Annotated in this window: 24 protein-coding genes; 13 read left to right on the plus strand and 11 right to left on the minus strand. The window is 38.3% G+C overall.

Annotated features, from left to right (window positions below; translation table 11 throughout):
• The first annotated feature begins 9 nt into the window (after positions 1-9).
• Positions 10-1026: a UDP-glucose 4-epimerase GalE gene (galE, locus tag HV560_RS10160; RefSeq protein WP_176812795.1), complete on the plus strand. Its 1017-nt coding sequence runs from the start codon at positions 10-12 to the stop codon at positions 1024-1026.
• Between the two features lie 40 nt (positions 1027-1066).
• On the opposite strand, the gene metF is transcribed toward galE, so the two are convergent.
• Positions 1067-1948: a methylenetetrahydrofolate reductase gene (gene metF / locus HV560_RS10165; RefSeq protein WP_176812796.1), complete on the minus strand. Its 882-nt coding sequence runs from the start codon at positions 1946-1948 to the stop codon at positions 1067-1069.
• Between the two features lie 232 nt (positions 1949-2180).
• Between metF and HV560_RS10170 the strand changes: the two genes are divergently transcribed.
• The gene (locus tag HV560_RS10170) at positions 2181-3473 is read left to right on the plus strand and encodes an AmpG family muropeptide MFS transporter (RefSeq protein WP_176808936.1); all 1293 of its coding nucleotides are present in this window, start codon (positions 2181-2183) and stop codon (positions 3471-3473) included.
• A gap of 140 nt (positions 3474-3613) precedes the next feature.
• The gene (adk, locus tag HV560_RS10175) at positions 3614-4258 is read left to right on the plus strand and encodes an adenylate kinase (protein WP_176808937.1); all 645 of its coding nucleotides are present in this window, start codon (positions 3614-3616) and stop codon (positions 4256-4258) included.
• Between the two features lie 69 nt (positions 4259-4327).
• On the opposite strand, the gene HV560_RS10180 is transcribed toward adk, so the two are convergent.
• From HV560_RS10180 to argR, 4 genes are all read right to left on the minus strand, one after another.
• Positions 4328-5149: a dihydroorotate dehydrogenase gene (locus HV560_RS10180; RefSeq protein ID WP_176812797.1), complete on the minus strand. Its 822-nt coding sequence runs from the start codon at positions 5147-5149 to the stop codon at positions 4328-4330.
• A 174-nt stretch (positions 5150-5323) separates the two neighbouring features.
• Positions 5324-7522, minus strand: a complete 2199-nt coding sequence (uvrD, locus tag HV560_RS10185) for a DNA helicase II (RefSeq protein WP_176812798.1) — start codon at positions 7520-7522, stop codon at positions 5324-5326.
• Between the two features lie 44 nt (positions 7523-7566).
• The gene (locus tag HV560_RS10190; RefSeq protein ID WP_176812799.1) at positions 7567-8463 is read right to left on the minus strand and encodes a TIGR01777 family oxidoreductase; all 897 of its coding nucleotides are present in this window, start codon (positions 8461-8463) and stop codon (positions 7567-7569) included.
• A 46-nt stretch (positions 8464-8509) separates the two neighbouring features.
• Entirely contained in the window at positions 8510-8971 is a 462-nt protein-coding gene (argR, locus tag HV560_RS10195; protein ID WP_176812800.1) for a transcriptional regulator ArgR, read from the minus strand.
• A gap of 194 nt (positions 8972-9165) precedes the next feature.
• On the opposite strand from argR, the gene mdh reads away from it, so the two are divergent.
• Positions 9166-10128 carry a malate dehydrogenase gene (gene mdh, locus HV560_RS10200; protein WP_176812801.1) on the plus strand — a complete coding sequence of 321 codons (963 nt, stop codon included), beginning with the start codon at positions 9166-9168 and terminating at the stop codon, positions 10126-10128.
• A gap of 194 nt (positions 10129-10322) precedes the next feature.
• The gene (locus HV560_RS10205; protein ID WP_176810332.1) at positions 10323-11411 is read left to right on the plus strand and encodes an AOC03_06830 family ribosome hibernation factor; all 1089 of its coding nucleotides are present in this window, start codon (positions 10323-10325) and stop codon (positions 11409-11411) included.
• A 46-nt stretch (positions 11412-11457) separates the two neighbouring features.
• Here the strand turns inward: HV560_RS10205 and HV560_RS10210 are convergent, their stop codons facing one another.
• From HV560_RS10210 to serB, 3 genes are all read right to left on the minus strand, one after another.
• Positions 11458-11625 carry a DUF5363 domain-containing protein gene (locus tag HV560_RS10210; protein WP_159631133.1) on the minus strand — a complete coding sequence of 56 codons (168 nt, stop codon included), beginning with the start codon at positions 11623-11625 and terminating at the stop codon, positions 11458-11460.
• A 73-nt stretch (positions 11626-11698) separates the two neighbouring features.
• Entirely contained in the window at positions 11699-12190 is a 492-nt protein-coding gene (locus HV560_RS10215) for a YajQ family cyclic di-GMP-binding protein (protein ID WP_176812802.1), read from the minus strand.
• A gap of 14 nt (positions 12191-12204) precedes the next feature.
• Complete coding sequence (gene serB / locus HV560_RS10220; RefSeq protein ID WP_176812803.1) at positions 12205-13068, minus strand: phosphoserine phosphatase SerB; 864 nt, start codon at positions 13066-13068, stop codon at positions 12205-12207.
• Between the two features lie 85 nt (positions 13069-13153).
• On the opposite strand from serB, the gene HV560_RS10225 reads away from it, so the two are divergent.
• Entirely contained in the window at positions 13154-13813 is a 660-nt protein-coding gene (locus HV560_RS10225; RefSeq protein ID WP_176808947.1) for a YtjB family periplasmic protein, read from the plus strand.
• A 110-nt stretch (positions 13814-13923) separates the two neighbouring features.
• Entirely contained in the window at positions 13924-14142 is a 219-nt protein-coding gene (infA, locus tag HV560_RS10230) for a translation initiation factor IF-1 (protein WP_025217878.1), read from the plus strand.
• Between the two features lie 50 nt (positions 14143-14192).
• On the opposite strand, the gene HV560_RS10235 is transcribed toward infA, so the two are convergent.
• The 3 genes from HV560_RS10235 to HV560_RS10245 all read right to left on the minus strand — a co-directional run bounded on the left by HV560_RS10235 (position 14193) and on the right by HV560_RS10245 (position 17808).
• Positions 14193-15395, minus strand: a complete 1203-nt coding sequence (locus tag HV560_RS10235) for a BaiN/RdsA family NAD(P)/FAD-dependent oxidoreductase (protein WP_176812804.1) — start codon at positions 15393-15395, stop codon at positions 14193-14195.
• 20 nt (positions 15396-15415) lie between these two features.
• Positions 15416-16711 carry an NCS2 family permease gene (locus HV560_RS10240; RefSeq protein WP_176808949.1) on the minus strand — a complete coding sequence of 432 codons (1296 nt, stop codon included), beginning with the start codon at positions 16709-16711 and terminating at the stop codon, positions 15416-15418.
• A gap of 110 nt (positions 16712-16821) precedes the next feature.
• On the minus strand, positions 16822-17808 hold the full coding sequence (locus HV560_RS10245; protein WP_176812805.1) for an oxidoreductase: 987 nt from the start codon (positions 17806-17808) through the stop codon (positions 16822-16824).
• Between the two features lie 286 nt (positions 17809-18094).
• Here HV560_RS10245 and ybfE point away from each other — a divergent pair, with 286 nt between their 5' ends.
• The 6 genes from ybfE (at position 18095) to HV560_RS10275 (ending at position 24631) form a co-directional block, all read left to right on the plus strand.
• Positions 18095-18370, plus strand: a complete 276-nt coding sequence (gene ybfE / locus HV560_RS10250; RefSeq protein WP_176808951.1) for a LexA regulated protein — start codon at positions 18095-18097, stop codon at positions 18368-18370.
• 5 nt (positions 18371-18375) lie between these two features.
• Positions 18376-18900, plus strand: a complete 525-nt coding sequence (fldA, locus tag HV560_RS10255; protein ID WP_176812806.1) for a flavodoxin FldA — start codon at positions 18376-18378, stop codon at positions 18898-18900.
• Between the two features lie 31 nt (positions 18901-18931).
• Positions 18932-19372: a ferric iron uptake transcriptional regulator gene (gene fur / locus HV560_RS10260; RefSeq protein ID WP_159631149.1), complete on the plus strand. Its 441-nt coding sequence runs from the start codon at positions 18932-18934 to the stop codon at positions 19370-19372.
• A gap of 93 nt (positions 19373-19465) precedes the next feature.
• Positions 19466-22126, plus strand: a complete 2661-nt coding sequence (locus HV560_RS10265) for a PqiB family protein (protein ID WP_176812865.1) — start codon at positions 19466-19468, stop codon at positions 22124-22126.
• A gap of 15 nt (positions 22127-22141) precedes the next feature.
• Positions 22142-22651, plus strand: a complete 510-nt coding sequence (gene luxS / locus HV560_RS10270) for an S-ribosylhomocysteine lyase (protein ID WP_176810345.1) — start codon at positions 22142-22144, stop codon at positions 22649-22651.
• A gap of 132 nt (positions 22652-22783) precedes the next feature.
• Positions 22784-24631, plus strand: coding sequence for an ABC transporter ATP-binding protein (locus tag HV560_RS10275; protein WP_176812807.1), 1848 nt, complete (start codon positions 22784-22786; stop codon positions 24629-24631).
• Positions 24632-24703: the final 72 nt, after the last annotated feature.

Genomic DNA, 24703 nt, shown 5'->3' on the forward strand with positions numbered 1-24703 from the left:
GAAGACAAAATGGCCATTTTAGTAACAGGCGGGGCAGGGTATATTGGCTCTCATACCGTTGTCGAACTCTTAAATGAAAATAGAGAAATTGTTGTCTTAGATAATCTCTCTAACTCATCTGAAATTTCACTTGAACGTATAAAAGAAATAACAGGCAAAAGCGTAACGTTCTATCAAGGCGATGTTTTAGATCGTGAAATATTGCGTAAAATCTTTGCTGAAAATAAGATTGAATCAGTTATCCACTTTGCTGGCTTAAAAGCAGTTGGTGAAAGCGTAAGAGAGCCGCTGCGTTACTATCAAAATAACGTAACAGGCTCAATTGTTTTAGTGGAAGAAATGCTCAGAGCAAACGTGAATACCATTGTATTCAGCTCATCGGCAACTGTTTATGGTGATCCGCAAATTATTCCCATTGTCGAGTCTTGTGCTGTAGGAGGTACAACCAATCCCTACGGCACATCAAAATATATGGCAGAACGCATTCTTGAGGATGCTGTAAAAGCCTTCCCGCAATTAAGTGTGGTAGTATTACGCTACTTTAACCCTGTTGGTGCACACGAAAGTGGCTTAATTGGTGAAGATCCAAACGGCATTCCAAATAATTTAATGCCATTTATTAGCCAAGTAGCGGTAGGTAAATTACCGCAACTTTCCGTTTTTGGTGGCGATTACTCTACTCACGATGGAACAGGCGTGCGTGATTATATTCACGTTGTTGATTTAGCTATCGGACACTTAAAAGCATTAGACAAACACCAAGGGGATGCAGGCTTCCACGTTTACAATCTAGGTACAGGCACGGGTTATTCTGTGTTAGATATGGTGAAAGCCTTTGAAAAAGCGAACGGCATTGAAATTCCATATAAAATTGTTAATCGCCGCCCAGGTGATATTGCCGTTTGCTACTCAGCTCCTCAAAAAGCCCTCGACCAACTCGACTGGAAAACCGAGCGTGGCTTAGCGCAAATGATGAAAGACACTTGGAACTGGCAAAAAAATAATCCGAATGGTTATAAAGGATAAAGAAATGAAGGGCTATCGTAAAATAGCCCTTTGTTGTTGCTTATTCAGGCCTTATCCCTAAGGTATGGCAAATTGCATAAGTCAACTCGCTACGATTTAAAGTATAGAAGTGGAAATCATTAACTCCCTCGCGTGAAAGCACTTTCACCATATCCATCGCGATGCTTGCTGCTACTAGATTTCGAGTAGTTTGGTCATTATCTAACCCCTCATATATTTTACCCATCCAGACTGGAATTTTTACATTGGTGACTGTAGCCATTTTTTTTAATTGTTTGAAGTTTGTAACAGGCAGAATGCCTGGCACAATCTCACAATCAATCCCAATGGAAACACAACGATCACGAAAACGTAAATAACTCTCTACATCAAAAAAGAATTGAGTAATAACGTGATTTGCACCTGCATCAATTTTACGTTTTAAGTTAATTAAATCTGCCTGAGCCGATTTTGCCTCAGGGTGAACCTCAGGATAAGCCGCAACCGAAATATCGAAATCAGCCACAGATTTTAATAATGCCACTAAATCTGACGCATAAAATAATGCTTTGTCATAACCTTGAGACACATCACCACGTAATGCCACAATACGACGGATGCCACTATGCCAATAATCTTTCGCAATCACTTTTAATTCTTCAGGAGTGGCATCAATCCCCGTTAAATGTGGTGCAGAAATAATGCCTGTTTTTTCTTGAATAGACTTCACAATACTGTGGGTACGATCACGCTCACCAGAATTTGCTCCATAAGTGACAGATACAAATTTTGGCTTTAAAGGGCTTAAACAGCCAATTGAATCCCAAAGCAAAGTTTCCATTTTTTCATTTTTAGGCGGAAAGAATTCAAAAGAAACATTAATTTTACGACCAATATCCGCAATATGTTGATTAAGTGCATCAATTTGAGTTGCATAATTCATAAGCCAGACTCCTTTATTGTGTGTGCTTCTGCCTAAAAAGTAGTTCGATTCTAACAAACCCAATCGAAAAAACAATGATAGGTTTGCCTTTTCCATCACAAGATTTTTCACATTAAATATTAAAAAGTTTCATATCAAAAAATACACCTTAAATTCAGATATCAATAAAACTGTCAAACCTTTTAAGTTGTGGTATATTCGCTGCCAACATTTTGCAAAAATTAGGAAAAATATGACCGCTTACACACCTGAAAATGCTGTGCCTAAACCATCTATTTGGCAGCAAATTTTCACTAAGAATATGCTAATTTGTATTTATACGGGTTTTTGCTCTGGCTTACCGTTATTTGTATTAATTCAGCTAATGCCAGCATGGCTAACTAGTGCGAATTTAGATATTAAAACCATTGCGGCATTTACTCTAACTTCCCTTCCCTACACTTGGAAATTTTTATGGGCTGCATTATTAGATCGCTATTTCCCTCCATTTTTAGGTAGGCGTAAAAGCTGGATTTTTATTTCACAAGTTGGGATTTTAGCCATTTTAGCGAGCTTTGGATTATTTGACCCTGTCAACGATATTTCTATTATTGTTGTGCTCTCTCTCTTACTGGCATTTCTTTCTGCTACACAAGATATTGTCATTGATGCCTTCCGTCGTGAAATTTTATCCGATAACGAGCTTGGTTTAGGTAACTCCATTCACGTCAATGCTTATCGGATCGCAGGCCTAATCCCAGGTGGATTGTCGCTATTTTTAGCCGATCATTACGCTTGGGATACGGTTTTCCTGATTACTGCCGCCTTTCTAGTGCCTTGTTTATTCATTACACTGATAGCCGCTGAGCCTAATCATAAACCTATCGACCGCTCTAAGCCGTTTTATATGGCGTTTGTCGATCCGTTTAAGGAATTTTTCACTCGTAAGGGCGTTGCAGGAGCAATCGGGTTAATTCTGTTCATCTTTCTCTATAAATTAGGCGATTCTCTTGCGACCACATTGCAAACCAAATTTATTTTAGATATGGGGTTTACCAAATCACATATTGCAGGTGTTGTGAAAATGACGTCTCTTTGGTGTAGTATTGGTGGCGGTATTATCGGTGGGATTGCAATGCTGAAACTTGGCGTAAACCGTGCATTGTGGCTTTTTGGTTTAGTTCAATTAGTCACTATTTTAGGTTTTGCCTATCTTGCGAGCTTTGAACATTTCCCAACCGAAACCATTGGTGCGGCTGAGCTTTGGAAATTAGGCTTGGTGATGGCTGGAGAATATCTAGGTGTTGGATTAGGCACAGCTGCTTTCGTTGCTTTTATGGCACGTGAAACCAATCCCATTTATACCGCAATGCAGCTAGCCATTTTTACCAGCCTTGCGGCTTTACCGAGCAAAATGTTAGGGGCATACACAGGGCATTTGGTAGAAATGATGGGCTATTATCCATTCTTCTGGCTTTGCTTCTTTCTTGGCATTCCAGGAATGTTGATGCTGTTTAAAGTGGCACCTTGGCATAAAGTGCAATAACAGCAAAATAATCGCAAAATATAACCGCTTGCAAGTGGCTACAAGCGGTAAAAAAGCCAAAAAAATTTGCAATTTTAGGCAGTAATCGGTAAGGTTACTGCCTAAGTTATTTATTATTTTTTAGTTATTGAGGTTTATAAATGAAAATTATTTTATTAGGTGCACCAGGTGCAGGTAAAGGGACACAAGCTCAGTTTATTATGAACAACTTTGGTATTCCACAAATCTCAACAGGCGATATGTTCCGTGCGGCTATTAAAGAAGGCACTGAATTAGGCAAACAAGCAAAAGCGTTAATGGACGAAGGTAAATTAGTGCCTGATGAATTAACCGTGGCGTTAGTAAAAGATCGCATCGCACAACCAGATTGTGCAAAAGGTTTCTTATTAGATGGGTTTCCTCGTACTATTCCACAAGCTGACGCTTTAAAAGAGTCTGGCGTAAAGATTGATTTGGTACTTGAGTTTGACGTAGCTGATGAAGTCATTGTTGAGCGTATGAGCGGCCGCCGAGTGCACCAACCGTCTGGTCGTACTTATCACGTTGTGTATAATCCACCAAAAGTGGAAGGAAAAGATGATGTAACTGGCGAAGATTTAATTATCCGCCCAGACGATAAAGCTGAGACAGTATTAGAGCGTTTAGCGGTTTATCATAAACAAACAAAGCCATTAATTGCATACTATACCGCAGAAGCAGAAGCAGGCAACACACGCTATGAGCGTTTAGATGGCACAAAACCCGTTGAAGAAGTCAGTGCTACATTAGAGCAAATTTTAGCTTAATTTACTTATAAACTATTTACAAGCGGTCAAAATTTTGCATTTTTTTGCAGATTTTTGACCGCTTGTTGATTAAATATTATGCCTTTTTAACATAAAGAAATCATCATAAATAGGCAAAATCAAAACCTCAGGGTTTTCAATCTTAATGATTTTAGATTTTTCTTCTGTTTTGCTCTCAGCATTATTTTCTTCTTTGTTATTAGCAAGATTTTCCGACTTCGTGTGAGAAAGACTCTCTTCTCTATTTATTTGAGCGGCATTACTATCTGCCTCTTTGGTAGATAGATTTTCTATTTGATGATTTACTTGGTGAGTATCTATATTAATTTCTTGAACATTATCTTGCGATTTTTCAACCTCTGGCTGCTCTACCGCTTTTTGCATATTTCGCTCTTCCGCTTTTTGTCTATATGATGGATCTAATAATTGGCGACTAATATCCATTTTAGGATCAAGCCAAATCGCAACAATTGCATCATTAAATTGCTTATGAAACATATCGGATACAATTTGATCGTTTAAAATAAAATAACCTCTATCTTCTAAGGCAATATAATGCAAAGTGTCTTCAGGCTTAATATCAGGAAAAGTTTTCCTAAGGCGAGTAATCACTTCATCAACCTGCTGCTCGGGTAATTTTATGCCTAAATTATGCCAAGATCTTGCCAAAGACGCAGCAAAATCCCGCCCTTCCCACGGCTTTTTATACTGTAATGTAAGCATTAACGGACGTGTACCTTCAACATATCGACCCGTTTCGGTAAAAAGTGTGATGTGGTAGATATTAAACGGCCCCCAAGTATAATTGACATCGCTAATTTTTTTCCAAGTTGCATTTGCCGTACCTAAAAATAGAGAGAACAGTATTAAAAAGACCGCTTTATAACGCATTATTTAGTATCCTAAAGACAAAATTATGGAGCTATTATAGCCTTAAATATCATTATCACACAGACTAATTTTCGGTATAAACGTTGTGTTCAAGTGCAAAAAATGAGAAAAGTTTATACATAAAATCACTGCATAAGAGTTAAATAGTTTTCCAGAATTTCTGGCTTTTTTACTTTATAATGTCTCCAAATTTGCCATTTTGGCAATCAACCATTTAATGCCATTTCCAGCAAATGCGACTTGTAAACGAGTCGCTTCACCTGAGCCTTCTACATTGATGATCGTACCTTGCCCAAATTTGGCGTGATTGACTTTCTGCCCCATTTTCCAGCTATCATCATCTACAATGGAAGCGGTCGTTTTTGGGGAATTTTTTGCAAATGAGGACAATTGATTAAAACTCGCAGCTCGGTTAATTGAGCCCCTTAAACGCACCTCACGGATATGTTTTTCTGGCAATTCAGTAATAAAACGAGAAGGGATATGGCGTTCTTCCTTGCCATATAAGCGTCTGGATTCTGCGTAACTGATAGTCAATTTTTTCTTTGCACGTGTTATCCCAACATAGGCTAAACGGCGTTCTTCTTGAAGCCTGTCTTCATCAAAACTCATCCCACTTGGAAAAATCCCTTCTTCCACCCCTACCATAAATACACGAGGGAACTCTAAACCTTTGGCAGAGTGTAACGTCATTAGCTCTACATAGTCTTCATGTTGGGAAGCTTGTGCCTCTCCAGCTTCAAGCGAAGCGTGTGTTAAAAAAGCAGTTAAATCCGTTAAATCTTCTGCTTCGTCAGGTTTCACAAATTGTTTGGTAGCGGTGACTAACTCTTCTAAGTTTTCGATGCGAACCTCACCCTTCTCACCTTTTTCTTGTTTATACATTTCATACAAACCTGATTTTTTAATGACATAATCAGTTTGTTCAGCTAACGGCATCTGCTCGGTTTCTTGATCTAAGGCATTAATCAACTCAACAAAACGGAGTAACGAAGAAGCTGCACGCCCTGAAAGTTGTTCTTCCTGCACCGCCAGTTGAATCGCTTGCCACAAAGTGAGTTGACGATTACGGGTAATTTGACGAAGTGTGTCTAACGTTCTATCACCAATACCTCTAGTTGGAGTGTTAATAACACGCTCAAAGGCAGCATCATCTTGACGATTAGCAATCAAACGTAAATAAGCTAAAGCATCTTTAATTTCTTGGCGTTCAAAAAATCGCATACCACCATAAATACGGTAGGGAATATTCGCTTGAATTAGAGCTTCTTCAATCACACGAGATTGGCTGTTACTGCGATATAACACTGCACATTCAGCAAGATCGCCTTCATCTTCTTTCCATTGTTTGATTTGTGAAGCCACAAAGCGAGCTTCATCCAACTCATTGAACGCACAGTAAATATCAACAGGCTCTCCATCGCCGCTGTCTGTCCATAAATTTTTGCCTAAGCGATTATCGTTATTCGCAATTAATTCATTCGCACAAGTTAAAATATTGCTCGTTGAGCGGTAGTTCTGCTCCAAACGAATGGTTTGAGCATTATGGTAATCCTTTAAAAAACGCTGGATATTTTCCACTTGTGCTCCACGCCAGCCGTAAATAGATTGGTCATCATCGCCTACAATCATCACCTTGCCGACATCACCTGCTAACACACGAATCAGCTCATACTGAATATTGTTGGTATCTTGAAACTCATCAATTAAAATCTGCTGAAAACGCTGCTGATAACGCTGTAAAATCGCAGGTTTATATTTGAATAATTCGTAAGCTCGAATAAGTAGTTCGGCAAAATCTAATAAACCTGCTCTGTCACACGCATCTTGATATATCTGATAAATCTCAACCAGCTTCTTCTCATTCGGATCATTATGATGTTCGATATCTTTAGCACGCTTGCCCTTATCTTTTTGTGCATTGATGTACCACGCAACGTGTTTAGGTGGAAAATGTTTTTCATCAATATTATGCAATTTCAACAAACGTTTCAGTAAACGTTGCTGATCTTCGGTATCCATAATTTGGAAATCTTGCGGTAAATCTGCATCTAAATAATGAGAACGTAATAAACGGTTAGAGATGCTATGAAAAGTGCCTACCCACATACCAAATAGGCGACTCTCCCCCGATTGAGCAAGCGTATGCTCAATACGATGTCGCATTTCTGCTGCCGCTTTATTAGTAAAAGTTACTGCCAAAATGTTAGATTCAGGTACATTTTCCACGCCAATTAACCACGCAATGCGATGGGTTAAAACACGCGTTTTTCCCGATCCTGCCCCTGCGAGTACCAAGTAATTCCCGATAGGCGCTGCAACAGCCTCTCTTTGCTTGTCATTCAAACCATCTAATAATAATGAGAAATCCATAACCACCCTTTAATATGTGCTTTTATACAGCATTATAGATCAATTTAAGGCCTTAAGAAAATTTTCTCAGTTAAAATTGGATCGTTGAATTCAAAACCTTCTGTTACTAGTTTTTCAGGAATAAGCTGCTGATTATCTAACACCAAACAAGCTCGCTCGCCTAATCCCAATTTTAAAGCAAATTCAGGTACGCTAAAGAAGGCAGGGCGATGAACTGCACTTGCTAAAATGCGGTTAAATTCAACATTTCTAACAGGATTTGGTGCAACAAAATTATAAGCACCTGAGCATTTTGCATTTTTTAATAAAAAAATAACCGCTTGCACATGGTCTTGTAAACTAATCCACGCCCAATATTGTTTGCCTGAACCCAATTTACCGCCTAATCCATATCGATAAATTGGTAAGATTTTACTTAATGCCCCACCTTCTGGAGAAAATACGATACCAGTTCGAATCAAACAGACTCTTGTCTGCTCACTTTCAGCCTTTAAAGCAGCGGCTTCCCACTGTTGACATAAATAGTGAGTAAAGCAATCTGAATAACAAGCGGTTGATTCTGTATAAAAATTTGCAGATGGCGGTAAATCACCATAAATACCGATTGCCGAACCAGAAAGGAAAGTATGGGGTGGATTGCTACTACGATTAATGAGTTCACTCAGTTTATTTGTTAATTCAACTCGGCTTTCAATTAACTGTCGTTTATATTCTTCTGTCCAACGCTTATCGAAAATCGGCTCACCCGCAAGGTTTATCACTGCATCAAATTCATTTAGATCAACAAATTTATCCAGAGAATAGCAATACTCAATCTGTTTATCGTCACTTTTCACATTTTTATCTCTAGTTAAAAGTGTCAAGTGATGATTTTCAAAAGCTAGCCTTTTGACTAATTCAGTACCGATAAAGCCTGTACCACCTGTGATCAGAATTTTCATTGATTAACTCCTTAAATGAAAAAGGGCAAAATTGCCCTTTCGTTACCTACAGTGATGTTTCAAATAGCTCCGTGATATTTTTAATTAAATTTTCAATTAAAACACTACGCACTGGCGTAATAAAAATCGTATCATCGCCTGCAATAGTGCCTAAAATCCCTTCTGCTTTTCCCATTGAATCTAATAAACGGGCAATAAGCTGAGCAGCTCCAGGGCTGGTTTTAACCACAATTAACGCATCGTTGTAGTCAATATCTACCACCAAATTTTTAAGTGGACTTGATGTGGTTGGCACACTTAATTCTACCGGGAGCTGATAAATCATTTCCATCTTGGTATTACGTGTTCTCACTGCACCAAATTTTGATAACATACGAGAGACCTTTGATTGGTTAATATTATCAAAGCCCATTTCTTGTAGTGCTGCGACAATTTCACTTTGGGAGCTAAATTTTTCTTCTCGCAATAAAGACTTAAACACTTCTGATAAATTATCTATCTTATCCACATTTATTCTCTTAATAAAAATCTAAAATTATTCATTATTCTTGCTTATCTATTCAAATAAATCAATAAACTGTTAGAAAATCAAATAAAAACTTGCTGTATGTCTCAAAAATAGGATTTGCCGTTTGAATCACTAAAAAAATTGTCTTACACTTAAGTCGAATCTAAACTTCCATAATTTATTAGGAGAAATTTATGTGTAAAAAAGTCGCTCTTTTAGGTGCTGCAGGTGGCATTGGTCAATCTCTTGCATTATTGTTAAAACTCAATTTACCTGCTAAATCTGAATTATCTCTTTATGATATTTCCCCTATCACACCAGGAATTGCTGTCGATTTAAGCCACATTCCAACCGATGTTAACGTAACAGGTTATGCAGGCGAAGACCCAAGGGAGGCGCTTGAGAACGCAGATGTGGTTGTAATTTCTGCAGGTATAGCTCGTAAACCAGGTATGACACGTGCTGATTTATTTAACACTAACGCAACTATAGTACATAACTTAGTGGAAAAAGCAGCAAAAATTTGTCCAAAAGCCTGTATTGCGATTATTACTAACCCTGTTAATACTATTATTCCAATTGCCGCTGAAGTATTGAAAAAAGCAGAGGCTTACGATAAAAATAAACTCTTTGGAGTCACCACACTAGATGTGATTCGTGCTCATACATTTGTTGCTGAAGCTAAAAATGTCAATGTGAAATATGTAAAAGTGCCTGTTATTGGTGGACATTCTGGCACAACTATTCTTCCATTACTTTCTCAAGCAACCGTAAATGGTTTAAAACTTGAATTCACACAAGCACAAATTGAACAATTAACCCATCGCATTCAAAATGCAGGAACGGAGGTTGTTGAAGCGAAATCAGGCGGTGGTTCAGCAACATTATCAATGGCACAAGCGGGGGCAGAATTTACACTTGGATTAGTAAGAGCATTAACGGGTGAAGATGTTATTCACTACGCTTATGTTGATAATGCGAATGGAGAAACCTCACCAGCATTCTTTGCCTACCCAATTCGCTTGGGCAAAAATGGCGTGGAAGATGTTCTACCAATTGGCAAACTCAGCGATTTTGAAAAAGATCAATTAGAGCAATTAATTCCAGTATTAGAGGATGAAATTGAATTAGGTCAAAAATTCAATAAAGACGCTTAATTACATTATTTACAGGGGCTGAAATACCAGCCCTTATTTTTTTAAGGGCTTAAAGATAACGCCCTAATTTGTTTCAAATAATGCAATCACGCTTAATTTTTCAATTTTTTATGAACTTTTAAAAATAATATAAGTCCACAATAACAAGCGCTTACAATTTTTTAACACATCCATAAAATAATAAGGAGTATTAAATGAATTTAAAACAAATTAAGGAAATCCAAGCAAAACATTCATATCCAAGTGTGACTATTACCTTACCAACAAACCGTACCGCACCAGATAATGAAAAAGATGTTATTCGTTTAAAAAATCTAGTACAAGAAGCTGTCACTCGATTAGAGTCAGAGTTTGGAAAACGTGAAACAATTAATATTGTTGAAAATATTCAACGTTTAGCTGATGAAGTAGATCATCAACATAATTTAGACGGTTTAGTTATTTTTGCAAATAATGAATTTAGTGCATCGTACAAATTACCATTCCGCCTACCAGAACGTGCAAGCATTGAAGACAACTTTGTTACACGTGACTTAGTTTATGCCTTAAATCGTAGCCCACTTTACTTACTTACCGTGTTAAGTGAAAACGGTACCCGATTATTTGTTGGGCATAAAGATATTTTAGATGAAGTAAATGATCACGGCTTCCCATTCTCTCTGGAAAATGTCATTGCATCTGCAAGTCCTGGTCAAGATATCAGCCATGTTAGAGATCAAATTGTAACTGATCATATGAAAGAGATTGGCGATGCATTAATTGAAGCTCAAAAACAAACACCCGCACCAATTGTTGTTGTAGGTGTAGATCGCAACATCGGGCATTTCAGAGATGGCGCTCGCAATAGTGATGATATTATGCTTTATATTAATAGTGGTTTAAGTAATGAGAATGAGCACGAATTAGCAAAAAACATTTGGCCACAAATTAAAGATGCATTACACGTAGAACGCCAAAAAATATTTGAAGAGATTAGCTCAGCAAAAGGTAATAATCTCTTCGTTGGTGGATTAGATGAAGTATGGCAAGCTTGTATTGATGGCCGAGTTGAAACATTAATTGTTGAAGAAGATTTACATATCGCCGCTAATGTAAGCGAAGATGGCCGAAACTTAACTGAACTTGAAGGTTCATTTGAGCATACTGAAAATACTTATGAAGATATCGTAGATGAAATGATTGAAAAAGTATTAGAAACTTCTGGTAGAGTAAAATTTGTCGACAACGGCAGCTTAAAAGAAATGAATCCAACCCATGGAATCGCTGCAATTACTCGATACTAATCTAACGTAAATAAATCCCCTTGAATAAAAATTCAAGGGGATTTATTTACTCTTTATTTTCAGATTTTTCTTCTTTTTCAGACTCAGGGTCGAACTTGACTACTGGCACACAACCACGGCAGGCACCTTGATTCACCCCTAACTCATCACAAAAATTATTATATTTTTCGCGGGCTTTTTTAAACCAACTTTTCTTCTCATCTTGTTTACTCATAATTTTCTCCAACATTTAACAAGCGGTGATTTTTTGCAAAAAATTTGCAAAAAATCACCGCTTGTCTTTCTAGTTAATCACGGAAGTTATTGAACTGGAAAGGCTGCCCTAAATCAGCACCTTTTACCAATTGAATAGCCGCTTGTAAATCATCACGCGATTTGCCCGTTACACGCACTTGCTCACTTTGAATTTGAGCTTGAACTTTGATTTTTGAATCTTTAATCAGCTTCGTAATTTTCTTCGCCATATCCGATTCAATCCCTTGTTTGAGCTTAATCTCTTTAGAGTAAAGCTTGCCGTGATGTTCGCTCTCATTTGGAATATCTAATGAGTTATGCTCAATGCCACGTTTTACACAAGAGCCAATTAAAATCTCAATCAACTGCTCTAATTGGAAGTCTGATTCCGTAGTTAATTTAATGCTTTCATTTTTTTCGTTTAACTCAATAACCGCTTCAACACCGCGAAAGTCATAACGCGTGCTTAACACACGGTTTGCATTCTCTACTGCGTTACGCACCTCGTGCATCGTTATTTCAGATACAATATCAAATGATGGCATTTTTTCTCTCCATATTAATGTTGAAATAAATTCTTCGCATTTAGTAATAAACATAATGCGGTTAAGTCGGCAAAGTTTACCACAAAATTCGCTTGTTCTTGTACTTTTGGTTTGGCGTGTAGGGCAACACCTAAACTCGCTGTTTTTAACATCGGTAAATCATTTGCCCCATCACCTACCGCAACCCATTGATTTTGAGGAATATTAAATCTGTCCGCTAAGTTGCGTAGCGTTTCGGCTTTAAATTCGGCATCCACCACCTTACCCAGCACTTTGCCTGTTAATTTGCTTTCTAGGATTTCTAGTTGGTTTGATACGGCAAAATCTAACCCATATTTTTCTTTGAGATAATCCGCAAAATAATCAAATCCGCCAGAAGCAATAGCCAGTTTCCAACCATTTTCCTTTAGAATTGAAACCATTTCTTCAAAGCCATCCATAAGCGGTAGATTTTCTCGCACTTTTTGCAAAATGGATTCAGACGCATTTTCAAGCGTGCCAACTCGCTTACGCAAACTCTGTTCAAAATCTAATTCACCACGCATTGCACTTGCGGTGATCGCAGAAACCACCTCACCCGTACCAGCAAGCTTAGCAATTTCATCAATGCACTCAATTTTAATTGCCGTGGAGTCCATATCCATCAACAACAAGCCTGCTTGATTGAGATTTGGAATAATATTGAGATCGCTAATATCCGCATTGACTTGTTGAGCCGTTTCACGCAATTCACACGCGGTCAAATTTGTCGAAAAATATGCAATTTTATAGTCTAAATAGACCGCTTGTTTCAACAAATTTGCATTCGCTCGCTGGGAAAACTGCTCAATTTCACGCTCGTTTAAGGTTTTAGAATAAATAAAAATTGTATTTGCCATCGTCTTATTTTAAGTGGTTTAAATTTACTGCATTAATCTATCAGAAAACCGTGCTACAATCACGCATCATTTTAAGAGGAATGCTATGTATATTACTCGTGAAAAAATAATCAAAACACTTCTACTAGCCAGTATAACCATACTCTGCGTAGCAATTGTGGCGGTTATTTTAATGGGCGTAAATCAATTTAAATTAGGCTCACAATTAGCTAGTATTAACCAAGTATCAAACCTTTCGCATTTATTAGTTCGCCAACAAGCTAATATTTTTTCGTTTTTATTGGTAAAAAATGCAAAGAGTGACGAACTAACCGCCGTCTTAGATGGCTTTGCTAAAGAAGATTTTATTATTGATGCAAATATTTATTCATCCAAAGGCGTTCTACTTGCACAAAGCCAGAATGCAAAAGAGTTAAAAACACTCTTAACGTCTGAACAAGCTGACAAAACTCAGCAAATTGTGGAGCCTATTTTCGCTCAACAAACGTTAGTGGGCTTTTTACGTGTGACTTTTGATGCTGAATATGGGCAAACAACCAAAGCACGAGTAGAGCAACAATTCCACCAACTTTATGGTGAAATCATTATTCTGCTTTTAACTGGTGTATTATTGGCAAGTAGCGTACATTACTATTTCCGCCGGAGAATTCATCATCTACAGATATCACCAAAACCTACTATCAGTGATGTAAAAACCCAAACCCAACGGTTTCACTCACGTCGACGCTTGCCAAAACGTAAATAGTTCGCTATAAAAGTGATAAACGATTGTAATTTAAGCAAATAAGCGTATAATATCCGCCGTTTTTCGCCAAACGGCATCGTATAAAAAATAAAATTCAAAAAGAGGAATAAATGGCCAAAGAAGATAGCATTGAGATGCAAGGTACGATTTTAGAAACCTTACCAAATACAATGTTCCGAGTGGAATTAGAAAATGGACACGTAGTTACTGCCCACATTTCGGGTAAAATGCGTAAAAATTACATTCGTATTTTAACGGGCGATAAAGTCACTGTTGAGATGACACCATATGACTTAAGCAAAGCACGTATTATTTTCCGTGCGAGATAATTTGTATCATCAAAAAATAAAGGCGAACGCTAACAGGTTCGCCTTTATTTTTAGGCTTGGATTTTAGCCTTTTCAATTATCCCCGCCGCACAAGCAAAAGCAGATGACCACGCCCATTGGAAGTTATAGCCACCAAGCCAGCCTGTTACATCAAGCACTTCACCAATAAAGTAAAGCCTTTCTACATTTTTCGCTTCCATTGTTTTGGAGGAAATGTAATCGGTATCCACGCCACCTTTGGTAACTTCCGCTGTACGATAGCCTTCCGTTCCATTCGGTAAGAACTGCCAATGATGAATAAATTGTTCTAAAAAGGTCAACTCTTTTTTGCTGAGATCCGCAATTACTTTGTCCGCTAGCAATTTTTGATCCAACCAAATATCGACTAATTTTTTCGGAAAATAACGAGCCAATACGGTTTTTAACTGCAATTTCGCTGAAGATTGGCGAAGTTCGGCTAAAATATCTACAACTGAATGACTAGACAGCAAATCAATTTCGACGGTTCCGCCAAGTTCCCAATAATTGGAAATTTGCAAAATCGCAGGCCCAGATAAACCACGGTGGGTAAACAGCATTTGATTACTGAAACTTTTTCCGTTAGCAGAAACCGTAATGGGAATTGCAATCCCTGAAAGCTCGGTAAAAAATTTATCACTCTCTTTCCAAGTAAAAGGCACCAAGCTTGCACGAGGGGAAACCACTGGAATGCCAAACTGCTCAGCAATTTGATAACCAAACGGGCTTGCTCCAAGTGCAGGCATAGACAATCCACCTGTGGCAATCACTAAATGCTCAGCTTGAAACTCTTCACTAGCGGTCGAAATTTTGAAATCTTTTGCAAATTTTTCGACAGAAATGACCGCTTGTCGTAAAAAGATTTCGACGTTGCCTTTATCGCATTCTGCCTGTAATAAATCGACAATTTGCTGCGAGCTTTCATCACAAAAAAGCTGGCCTAGCTCTTTTTCGTGATAGCGTATGCCGTAAGAGGCAACAAGGGCAATAAAATCCCATTGGGTATAACGAGATAGGGCAGATTTTACAAAATGAGGGTTTTGGCTAAGGTAATTTCCAGCACCAATCTCTAAATTGGTAAAATTACAAAAACCGCCACCCGACATTAAAATCTTACGTCCAATTTTCTTACCACTGTCTAGCACTGCCACCTTTTTGCCTGCTTGCCCTAATTGGGCAGCACAAAATAGCCCTGCTGCCCCTGCACCAATAATGATGGTATCAAATTTTTGCATTAGACGTTTGTACCTTTGGATTAATCAACCCAAATAAATTTAATAATAAAGAGTAACGAAACCACCAATACAGAAGGAGTGATTTCTTTCCAACGACCAGTAAATGCCTTCATCACACAATAACTAATAAAACCAAATGCAATGCCTTCAGTAATTGAGTATGTAAATGGCATCATAGCTGTCGTAATGAATGCAGGCGTTGCTTCAGTTAAGTCGTCCCATTTCACCTCAATTAAACTTGATGCCATTAAAATGCCAACAAATACTAATGCTCCAGCCGTTGCGTAAGCTGGCACCAAGCCTGCTAATGGTGAAAAGAAAATAGTGAGTAAAAATAAAATACCAACAACCACTGCGGTTAAACCTGTACGTCCGCCAACAGAAACGCCAGAACCACTTTCAATATACGTCGAAATTGCAGATGTTCCCATATAAGAACCTGCCATTGCGGCGGTGCTATCGACTAATAGAGCTTGCTTCATTTTTGGGAAACGTCCTTGCTCATCGGCAAAGCCCGCCTTAGTAGTAACTGCAATCAGTGTTCCTGATGAGTCAAATAAGTTAACTAACATAAAGGAAAAAATAATGCCTAGTAAGGCAATATCAAAAGCCCCCGCAATATCTACCTGACCTACAACCGCCCCTAAACTTGGTGGTATAGAAACAATACCATTAAAGGTTATGGCAGGATCAAATATTAATGCCAATGTTGTAACGACAACAATAGAAACCAACACACCTGAGTGAATACCTTTTGCTGCCAAGATCACGATGATGAAAAAGCCTAAAATACCCATTAACACTTTTGGATCGTGTAAATTGCCCAGTGCAACTAAGGTATCTTGATTTGGCACAACTAATCCCATATTTTTAAAGCCAATTAAAGCAATAAATAAGCCGATACCTGCACCAATTCCTACTCGCAAACCAAGCGGAATCGCAGACATAAACCAGTAGCGAACTTGCAATACAGTTAATAGGAATAAGCCCACAGAGCCTAAGAAAATAGCCCCCATACCAACTTGCCAAGAATAACCAAGCTTTTGCACAACAACGAAAGCAAAAAAGGCGTTTAACCCCATTGCGGGTGCCAGTGCAATTGGCAAGTTGCTAAACAACCCCATAGCAATAGTACCAAATGCAGCAATTAAGCAGGTTGTTACGAATACCACTTGGGTATCCATTCCTGCCACGCCTAAAATAGATGGATTAACGAAAACAATGTAAACCATTGTGAAAAAGGTAGTAATACCTGCAATAATTTCGGTTTTAGCATTACTGCCTTTTGCATTAAGCTGAAATAATTTTTCTAACATAAGACCTTCGGAACTTAATATAAAGTTGAGTTGAGAAATGACAACGCCCGAGCAATCGGTTGCTCGGGCGTTGTCAATTTTTATCACGGAATGAATGCTTTGGCAAGCAATTAATACTCTAAAACTAATTTTAATAGTTCAATAGATAAAAATGCGAGGCTGAAACGCTGCTCATCAGCCACCGACCAAAACTGAATTTCTTGTTCTGATTTCGCTAATAACTGGCTAATTTCCAACGCATTTCGCTCTTCATTTTCGCCGTATTCTACCGCAGTCATAACCGAATTTTCATTAAAATGAATCCAATCTGCCGCTTTCCATTCAGCACTTATATTTTCTGCATCCAATTGATATTCAGATTGTATTGACACCATTTGTGATACGCCATAAAAGACTGGCACTTGAACACAATGGAAGGTGGTACAAGCGGTCAAATTTGGTAACACTTTTGCAAGTTGTAACTCAAAGGCTTTAGAAAACGGTAGATTTTTTTCCTCTCCTTGCACATTAGCTGGCACAACATCAAAAGCAATACGCTCTGCATTTTCGCCAAAGGGAATACCATTTAATAACCGAGCTGTTTGCCCAGCTAACTCTTTGACTTTCTCATCGCCAAAATACGCTGCAGGCAACAAAGAGGTCACAAATACTCGATTTAACGGCTGAGCAAGTAACGGCTTTAACGCTAATGCAAGTTGAGAAACTTGTGGATTAGCAAGGGCGATAATATTTCTTTCACGCAAATTTACTACATTTTCATCATTTACACTCGGCACAACAACAGGCACATCACTAATTAATGCCGTAATACCGTACAAATCTAAAATCACACAGCCTGCTTTAACAGCTTCCGCCAACACCTCCGCTTGAGCCATTTTGCCAGCAAATAAAATATGGGTAAATTCTGCCCAGTTCACCTCATCTAACGCATATTGTGCGATTGCTTTTGCCCCTAAACGTAAATTCTGCTCTTCACCAAACGGCTCTAACTCCACCGCTGAAATTTTCTCAATCGCGACATTTTTATGCTCTAACGCCTCCAATAATTTCTCGGCAAGAGTGAAATCGCTGGCAATGGCTAAATGAATATTTGACATTTTCTTTCCTTTTACATCTATTTTATGGGCATTATATGCTAATTTAAGGAAGGATAAAATAATCACCGCCTATTCTAGCTTAATCCCCAAAAAATGAAATTACTCGTCATAAAATCTACAAGCGGTCAGATTTTTGATAAGTTTTGCAAATTTTTTCCGAAAAAACACCGCTTGTTTTCCAATTGATTTACTTTTCAAGTGTTTGGATTTTTGATATAGTTCGTACTTTTGAGAAGTAGCTTCTCATTCTCATCAAATGGAAGCTAAAAGCCTGATATATAAAGAAATGGCAAAACAAGATTCAGATTGTATCACATTAGATCTGTTTGCGACTGTACCAAAAATTGGGCGTCCTCGCACTAATCCTCTAGACAGAGAACAACAAATTCGAATCAATAAACGTAACCAGCTAAAACGAGATAAATCTTCGGGCTTAAAACGAGTTGAATTAAAATTGCATTCGGATTTAGTCAAATTTTTAGAGGAGCAGGCGGCTAAACAAGGGGTTTCACGCGGGCAGTTAATTGAAATAATTCTAAATAATTATATCAAAAATAGGTAATAGAAATGGCAGTTGTAGGTTTATTTTACGGTAGCGATACTGGCAATACAGAAAATATTTCTAAAATGATTCAGAAAAATTTAGGTGCTGAATTAATTGATATTCTTGATATTGCTAAAAGTACAAAAGAAGATATTGAAGCATACGATTTTCTGATGTTTGGTATCCCAACTTGGTATTATGGCGAATCTCAAGCAGATTGGGACGATTTTATGCCAACATTGAAAGAAATTGATTTTAACGGTAAAGTTGTCGCCATTTTCGGTTGTGGAGATCAGGAAGATTACGCAGAATATTTCTGCGATGCAATGGGCACAGTGCGTGATGTTATTGAGCCAAACGGTGCGGTTATTGTCGGACACTGGCCAACTGAAGGCTATAACTTTGAAGTCTCTCAAGCATTAGTTGATAATACGACTTTCGTCGGTCTTTGTATTGATGAAGATAGACAACCAGAATTAACAGCTGATCGAGTCAATAAATGGTGTGCACAGCTAAAAGAAGAAATGTGCTTAGACCAACTTGCATAAGGTTTTAGGTAAAGATAATTAGGTGGCAGATATGTCTGAAGTAAATATTAAACGTTTAAAAGAGGTTGGCTTAAAAGTTACCGAGCCTCGCTTGACTATCCTTGCATTAATGCAAGATATCCGTGATGAAATGCAGCATTTTGCAGCGGAAGATATTTATAAAATCCTGTTAGAAAAAGGCTCAGATATTGGTTTGGCAACTGTTTATCGTGTATTAAACCAATTTGAAGAAGTGGGTATTTTAACTCGTCATAATTTCGATGCAAACAAAGCGGTATTTGAATTAAATATGAACCACGAACATGATCACATCATCTGTATGGATTGCGGTAAAGTATTTGAATTTAAAGATCCTGATATGGAGCGTCGCCAACGTGAAATTAGTGAAAAGCACGGAATGGAATTAACTAACCATAGCTTATATCTCTACGGTAAATGTAGCAATTTGACCAACTGTGATGAGAAAAAATAAAAGTTCTTATTTAACTTGATTATACTATTACCGAAGTCCTCTTTTTGGGGCTTCGGTATTGTTCTATATAGGTTTCGCTAATTTAATAGTATGATGGAAAAACAAACACAGAATGTAATGGATGCCAAAATTAGGCAGCCTCGCAAAATATCGCCTTTTTGGATCTTGCCGATTGTTGCTTTTATTATTGGTGCCTTACTTTTTTTCCAAATTTTAAAAGAACAGGGTGAAACAATCTCAATCCGATTTGCCAAAGGTAATGGGATTATTGCTGGAAAAACCGTTGTTCGCTATCAAGGTTTAGAAATCGGGCGAGTAAAACGCGTTTATTTTGTTGATAACTTAAGAGAAGTTGAGGTTTTAGCTGAAATCAACGCCGAGGCAAGAAGTCTATTACGCCAAGATACCAAGTTTTGGCTAGTTCAACCAACAGCCTCATTAGCTGGAGTATCGGGACTAGATGCTATCGTTTCGGGTAATTATATTACGCTCTTGCCTGGTGAAGGTGAATCTGCCGATGAATTTATTGCCGAAGAAGACCCACCTGCAGTGCCAGTAAGTGATGGGGATCTACTCATTCATTTGGTCTCTGATGATATTGGCTCAATTAATGTCGGGGCAAATGTTTATTTCCGCAAAGTGCCTGTGGGAAATATTGCAGACTACCGCTTTACCAAAGATCAGAAAAAAATTGAAATTGATGTCATCATCCAGAAAAAATATGCCAATTTAGTCAAAAAAGAGAGTCGTTTCTGGAATATTAGTGGTATTAATGCCGATCTAAATCTACAAGGTATTCAAATTCATATGGATAGTCTTGCTTCTATAGTGCAAGGAGCTGTTGCCTTTGATTCTCCTGATAATATGGAAACCGCTAAGCAAGGGCAAAAATTTGAGCTATATCCAGATTTAAAATCAGCTAAGAGAGGGATTGAAATCAAAGTTAAAGTGCCGCTTTTGCCTAATTTAAAAGTCAATGAAACCGCGGTGTTCTACCAAAATATGCAAATTGGCATACTATCTCAGCTCAAATTGCCTGAAATAGTCGATAATGAATTACCTCAGCAAAATTTAGAGCAACATAAATTAATTGATGGTGTTTTATTAATTTCCCCAAGCTATGAGAACTTGCTTCGCTCAAAAACTAAAATTTTACTCAAAGAGCCTAAATTTTCACTCAATACGGAACAACTCACTAAAATGGGTGAACTACTACGTGGCATTTATTTTGATATTCAACCTGGCAGTGGGGAACCTCAATCTGAATTTACGATACAAACTGAAGCTGATTATTTATTAAGCCTACCCAATTTATTAAATTTTAGCCTGATTGCTCCACAAGCCTACGGGGTTGATGTAAATCAAGGTATTTACTATAGCGATGTGCAAATTGGAGAAATTGTTAAACGCTCATTAGATTTAGATAACATTCGTTTTGATGCGATCATTTATCCGCCTTATCGCAATCTAATCGGAAATAGCAGTAAATTTATAGCGATCTCCAATATTGATATGTCTGTCAGTTTAGAGGGGTTACGCATACACGCTGGCTCTCCATCTGATTGGTTAAAAGGCGGTGTTCGTTTAGTTAATGGTAAAAGCGAGGGCTCACCTAAAAAGCAATACCCCTTATATAAAGATATAGAAAGTGCGGAATCTGGTATTTCAGCCTTAAATAAAAAAGCAACGGTTACCCTTTCTGCTGAATCGTTATCGGGCATTAGTGAAAGTTCAGTTGTACTTTATCGTGATTTTCAAGTCGGCGAAGTATTAAAAGTCACGCCTAAGCAAAATCACTTTGATGTTGAACTCTTTATTGAACCCAATTATCGTAATTTATTAACCGAAACAAGCCGCTTCTGGATTGAGCCTGCAACTAATGTTGATGTGTCACTAAAAGGGGTGAACATTACTGCAGCACCGTTAATGCGAACATTAAAAGGGGCAATTAGCTTTGATAATGGTGGTCTAAAAGGCAATAAAACCCTTTATGCAACGAAAGAAAAAGCCACTTCAGGCAATACCTACATCACGTTAATTGCTAAAGATGGTAGCAAACTCAGTGAAGGTATGAGCATTAAATATATGGGCTTAACAGTCGGTCAAATTGAAAAACTGGAATTGCAAAATGCAAAAAAACAGATAAAAGCGACCGCTTACATTCAAGGAAAATATTATCCATCAATCGCTAAAGCGGGTGCAACATTCAGTGTGGTTTCACCAGAAATCAGCACAACAGGTTTTAAAAACTTAGATGCTACATTACAAAACTATATTACGGTTGATGCAGGCTCAGGCAAAACTCAACACCATTTTGAGTTATCACAAACCGATACCGTTAAAACGACTTATACAAATGGCTTCCCAATTATTGTGGAAACCAGCAATGCAAACGGTATTCAACCAGAAGCCCCCGTACTTTATCGTGGTATGCAAGTGGGTATTGTAAGCCATTTAGGCTTAAGCGAACTCAATGACAGAGTGTTAATTCATCTTAAAATTAACAATAAATACAAACACTTAGTTAGAACTAATACCCAATTCTGGCAGGCCTCAGGATATACAATGGATATCAGCCTACAAGGTGTAAGTATGAATTCTGGCACAATGTCGCAATTATTAAACGGTGGAATTGAGTTCTCAACCCCTTACACTAAAGTGGTACAACCTCAAGCCCACGCAAACAAAAGATTTTTATTACAACGCAAACGTCCTGAAGATGCCCTAACCTGGGAGCAAGGAATTGCAGAATAATATATGGAGTGAAAAATGCCTTTATTAGATAGTTTTAAAGTTGATCATACTAAAATGAATGCCCCTGCCGTACGTGTTGCCAAAACGATGACAACACCAAAAGGCGACACCATTACCGTATTTGATTTACGCTTCTGCCGTCCGAATATTGATATTCTGCCTGTACGAGGTATTCACACAATGGAGCACCTTTTTGCAGGATTTATGCGAGATCACCTAAATAGCAAAAGCGTAGAGATTATTGATATTTCACCAATGGGCTGTCGCACTGGTTTTTATATGTCGCTAATTGGTACGCCTTCAGCACAAGAAGTCGCGAATGCGTGGGAAGCATCAATGAACGATGTATTAAACAAAATTCCAGATGTATCTGCCATTCCAGAACTTAATGAATACCAATGTGGATCTTACAAAGAACATTCATTGGAAGAAGCTCATAATATTGCGCGTAATGTTTTAAATACAGGCATCGGAATTAACCACAACGAAGATTTGGCATTAGATGAAAAATTACTAAACCTATAGTTCTGTGATGTTGATCGAATAGCACATCAGGCTATACAAGCGGTCAAATTTACTCACAACATTGCAAAATCAACAAATTAAGGGGTAAATCGCCATTTACCCCTACTTTTTATATTTGGAAATCATTAATTTATGTTTGAAAAACTCTTTAGATGGTTTGAGGCAAGGGTGGAAACCTACCCCAATGAAATGCCACAAACGCCAAAATCAGGCTTAATTCCCTTCATTTTTGATGCTACAAAAGGTATGCGGATTTATATTTTAATTCTGACAATCTTTGTGGCAGCAGTTGGCGTTATTGAAGCTATTTTGTTTCAATTTATGGGCGATTTAGTTGATTGGATCAACACATATTCCCCATCTGAGCTCTGGGCAGAAAAAGGTTGGACAATCATAGGAATGTTTTTTATTGCAATACTTGCCGTTGTGTTCGTTTATCTCGCCAGCAGCATTCGCTTCCAATCGTTGCAAGGGGTTTTCCCAATGCGTTTACGTTGGAATTTTCATCGCTTAATGTTAGGACAAAGTTTAGGTTTCTATCAAGATGAATTTGCTGGCAGGGTATCTGCAAAAGTAATGCAGACCGCACTCTCCGTGCGTGACGTAATGATGACTTGTGCAGATATGCTTGTTTATGTACTCGTTTATTTTACTACCTCAAGTGTGATTTTATTGCAGCTAGATGGCTGGCTATTTGTGCCGTTCATCTTATGGGTTATCTCACTTGGCGCAACTATTATCTATTTTGTACCCAAACTTGCTCAAGCTGCCCAAGAGCAATCTGATGCTCGAAGCCTTATGACAGGAAGAATTACCGACGCTTACTCAAACATCGCAACCGTAAAATTATTCTCTCACGGTAACCGTGAATCCGCCTACGCAAAAGAGTCAATGGAAGAATTTATGGTTACCGTGCATAAACAAATGCGTTTGGTTACCGTCATTGAAACGATCACCAACCTCACCTCTATGGCGTTAATTATTTCAACCGCAGGTATCGGTTTATGGCTTTGGGGCTCAAGTGTTGTAACCGCAGGAGCAATCGCTACCTCAACGGCTTTAGCACTACGCATCAAAGGTTTATCACAATGGATTATGTGGGAATTTGCCCGTCTATTTGAAAATTTAGGTACCGTGCAAGATGGTATGATGACATTTTCTAAGCAACATAATGTCGTAGATAAAGAAAATGCCCAGCCATTAAATGTAACGAAAGGCGAAATTAAATTTGAGAATGTCGATTTTGCCTACGATGTAAAAAAACCATTACTGAAAGATTTTAACTTAACCATTAAACCAGGTGAAAAAGTGGGCTTAGTCGGTCGCAGTGGAGCAGGTAAATCAACGCTAACTAACTTATTACTGCGTTTTTACGATATTCAAGGCGGCTCAATTACAATTGACGGGCAGAATATTCGAGACATCACGCAAGAAAGCCTCCGCTCACAAATTGGTTTGGTTACACAAGACACTTCTCTACTCCACCGATCTGTGCGTGAAAACTTAATGTATGGTCGCCCAACCGCAACGGAAGCAGAAATGATCAACGCTGTAGAACAAGCTGCCGCCAGCGAATTTATTCCCAACCTTCAAGATGCCAAAGGTAGAACAGGGTTTGATGCCCACGTCGGCGAGCGAGGCGTTAAGCTCTCGGGCGGACAACGCCAACGCATTGCCATCGCCCGTGTAATGCTCAAAGATGCCCCCATTCTATTACTAGATGAGGCAACCAGTGCCTTAGATTCCGAAGTGGAAGTGGCTATTCAAGAAAATTTAGCTAAGCTGATGGAAGGCAAAACGGTCGTAGCAATTGCTCACCGCCTCTCCACCATTATGGCGATGGACAGATTAATTGTGCTAGATAAAGGCGAAATTGTCGAACAAGGCACGCACGAAGAGCTACTTGCCCACAACGGCGTTTACGCCCGACTTTGGGCTCACCAAAGTGGCGGGTTCTTGCCAGAGCACACGGATATCTAAGTCCGGATCTCATACTCTTTTTAAGATCAAGCGGTCATTTTTAGTGTAACATTTGCAAATTTTTCAGCAAAA

The organism is Mannheimia pernigra (assembly GCF_013377995.1).
GTDB lineage: Bacteria > Pseudomonadota > Gammaproteobacteria > Enterobacterales > Pasteurellaceae > Mannheimia > Mannheimia pernigra.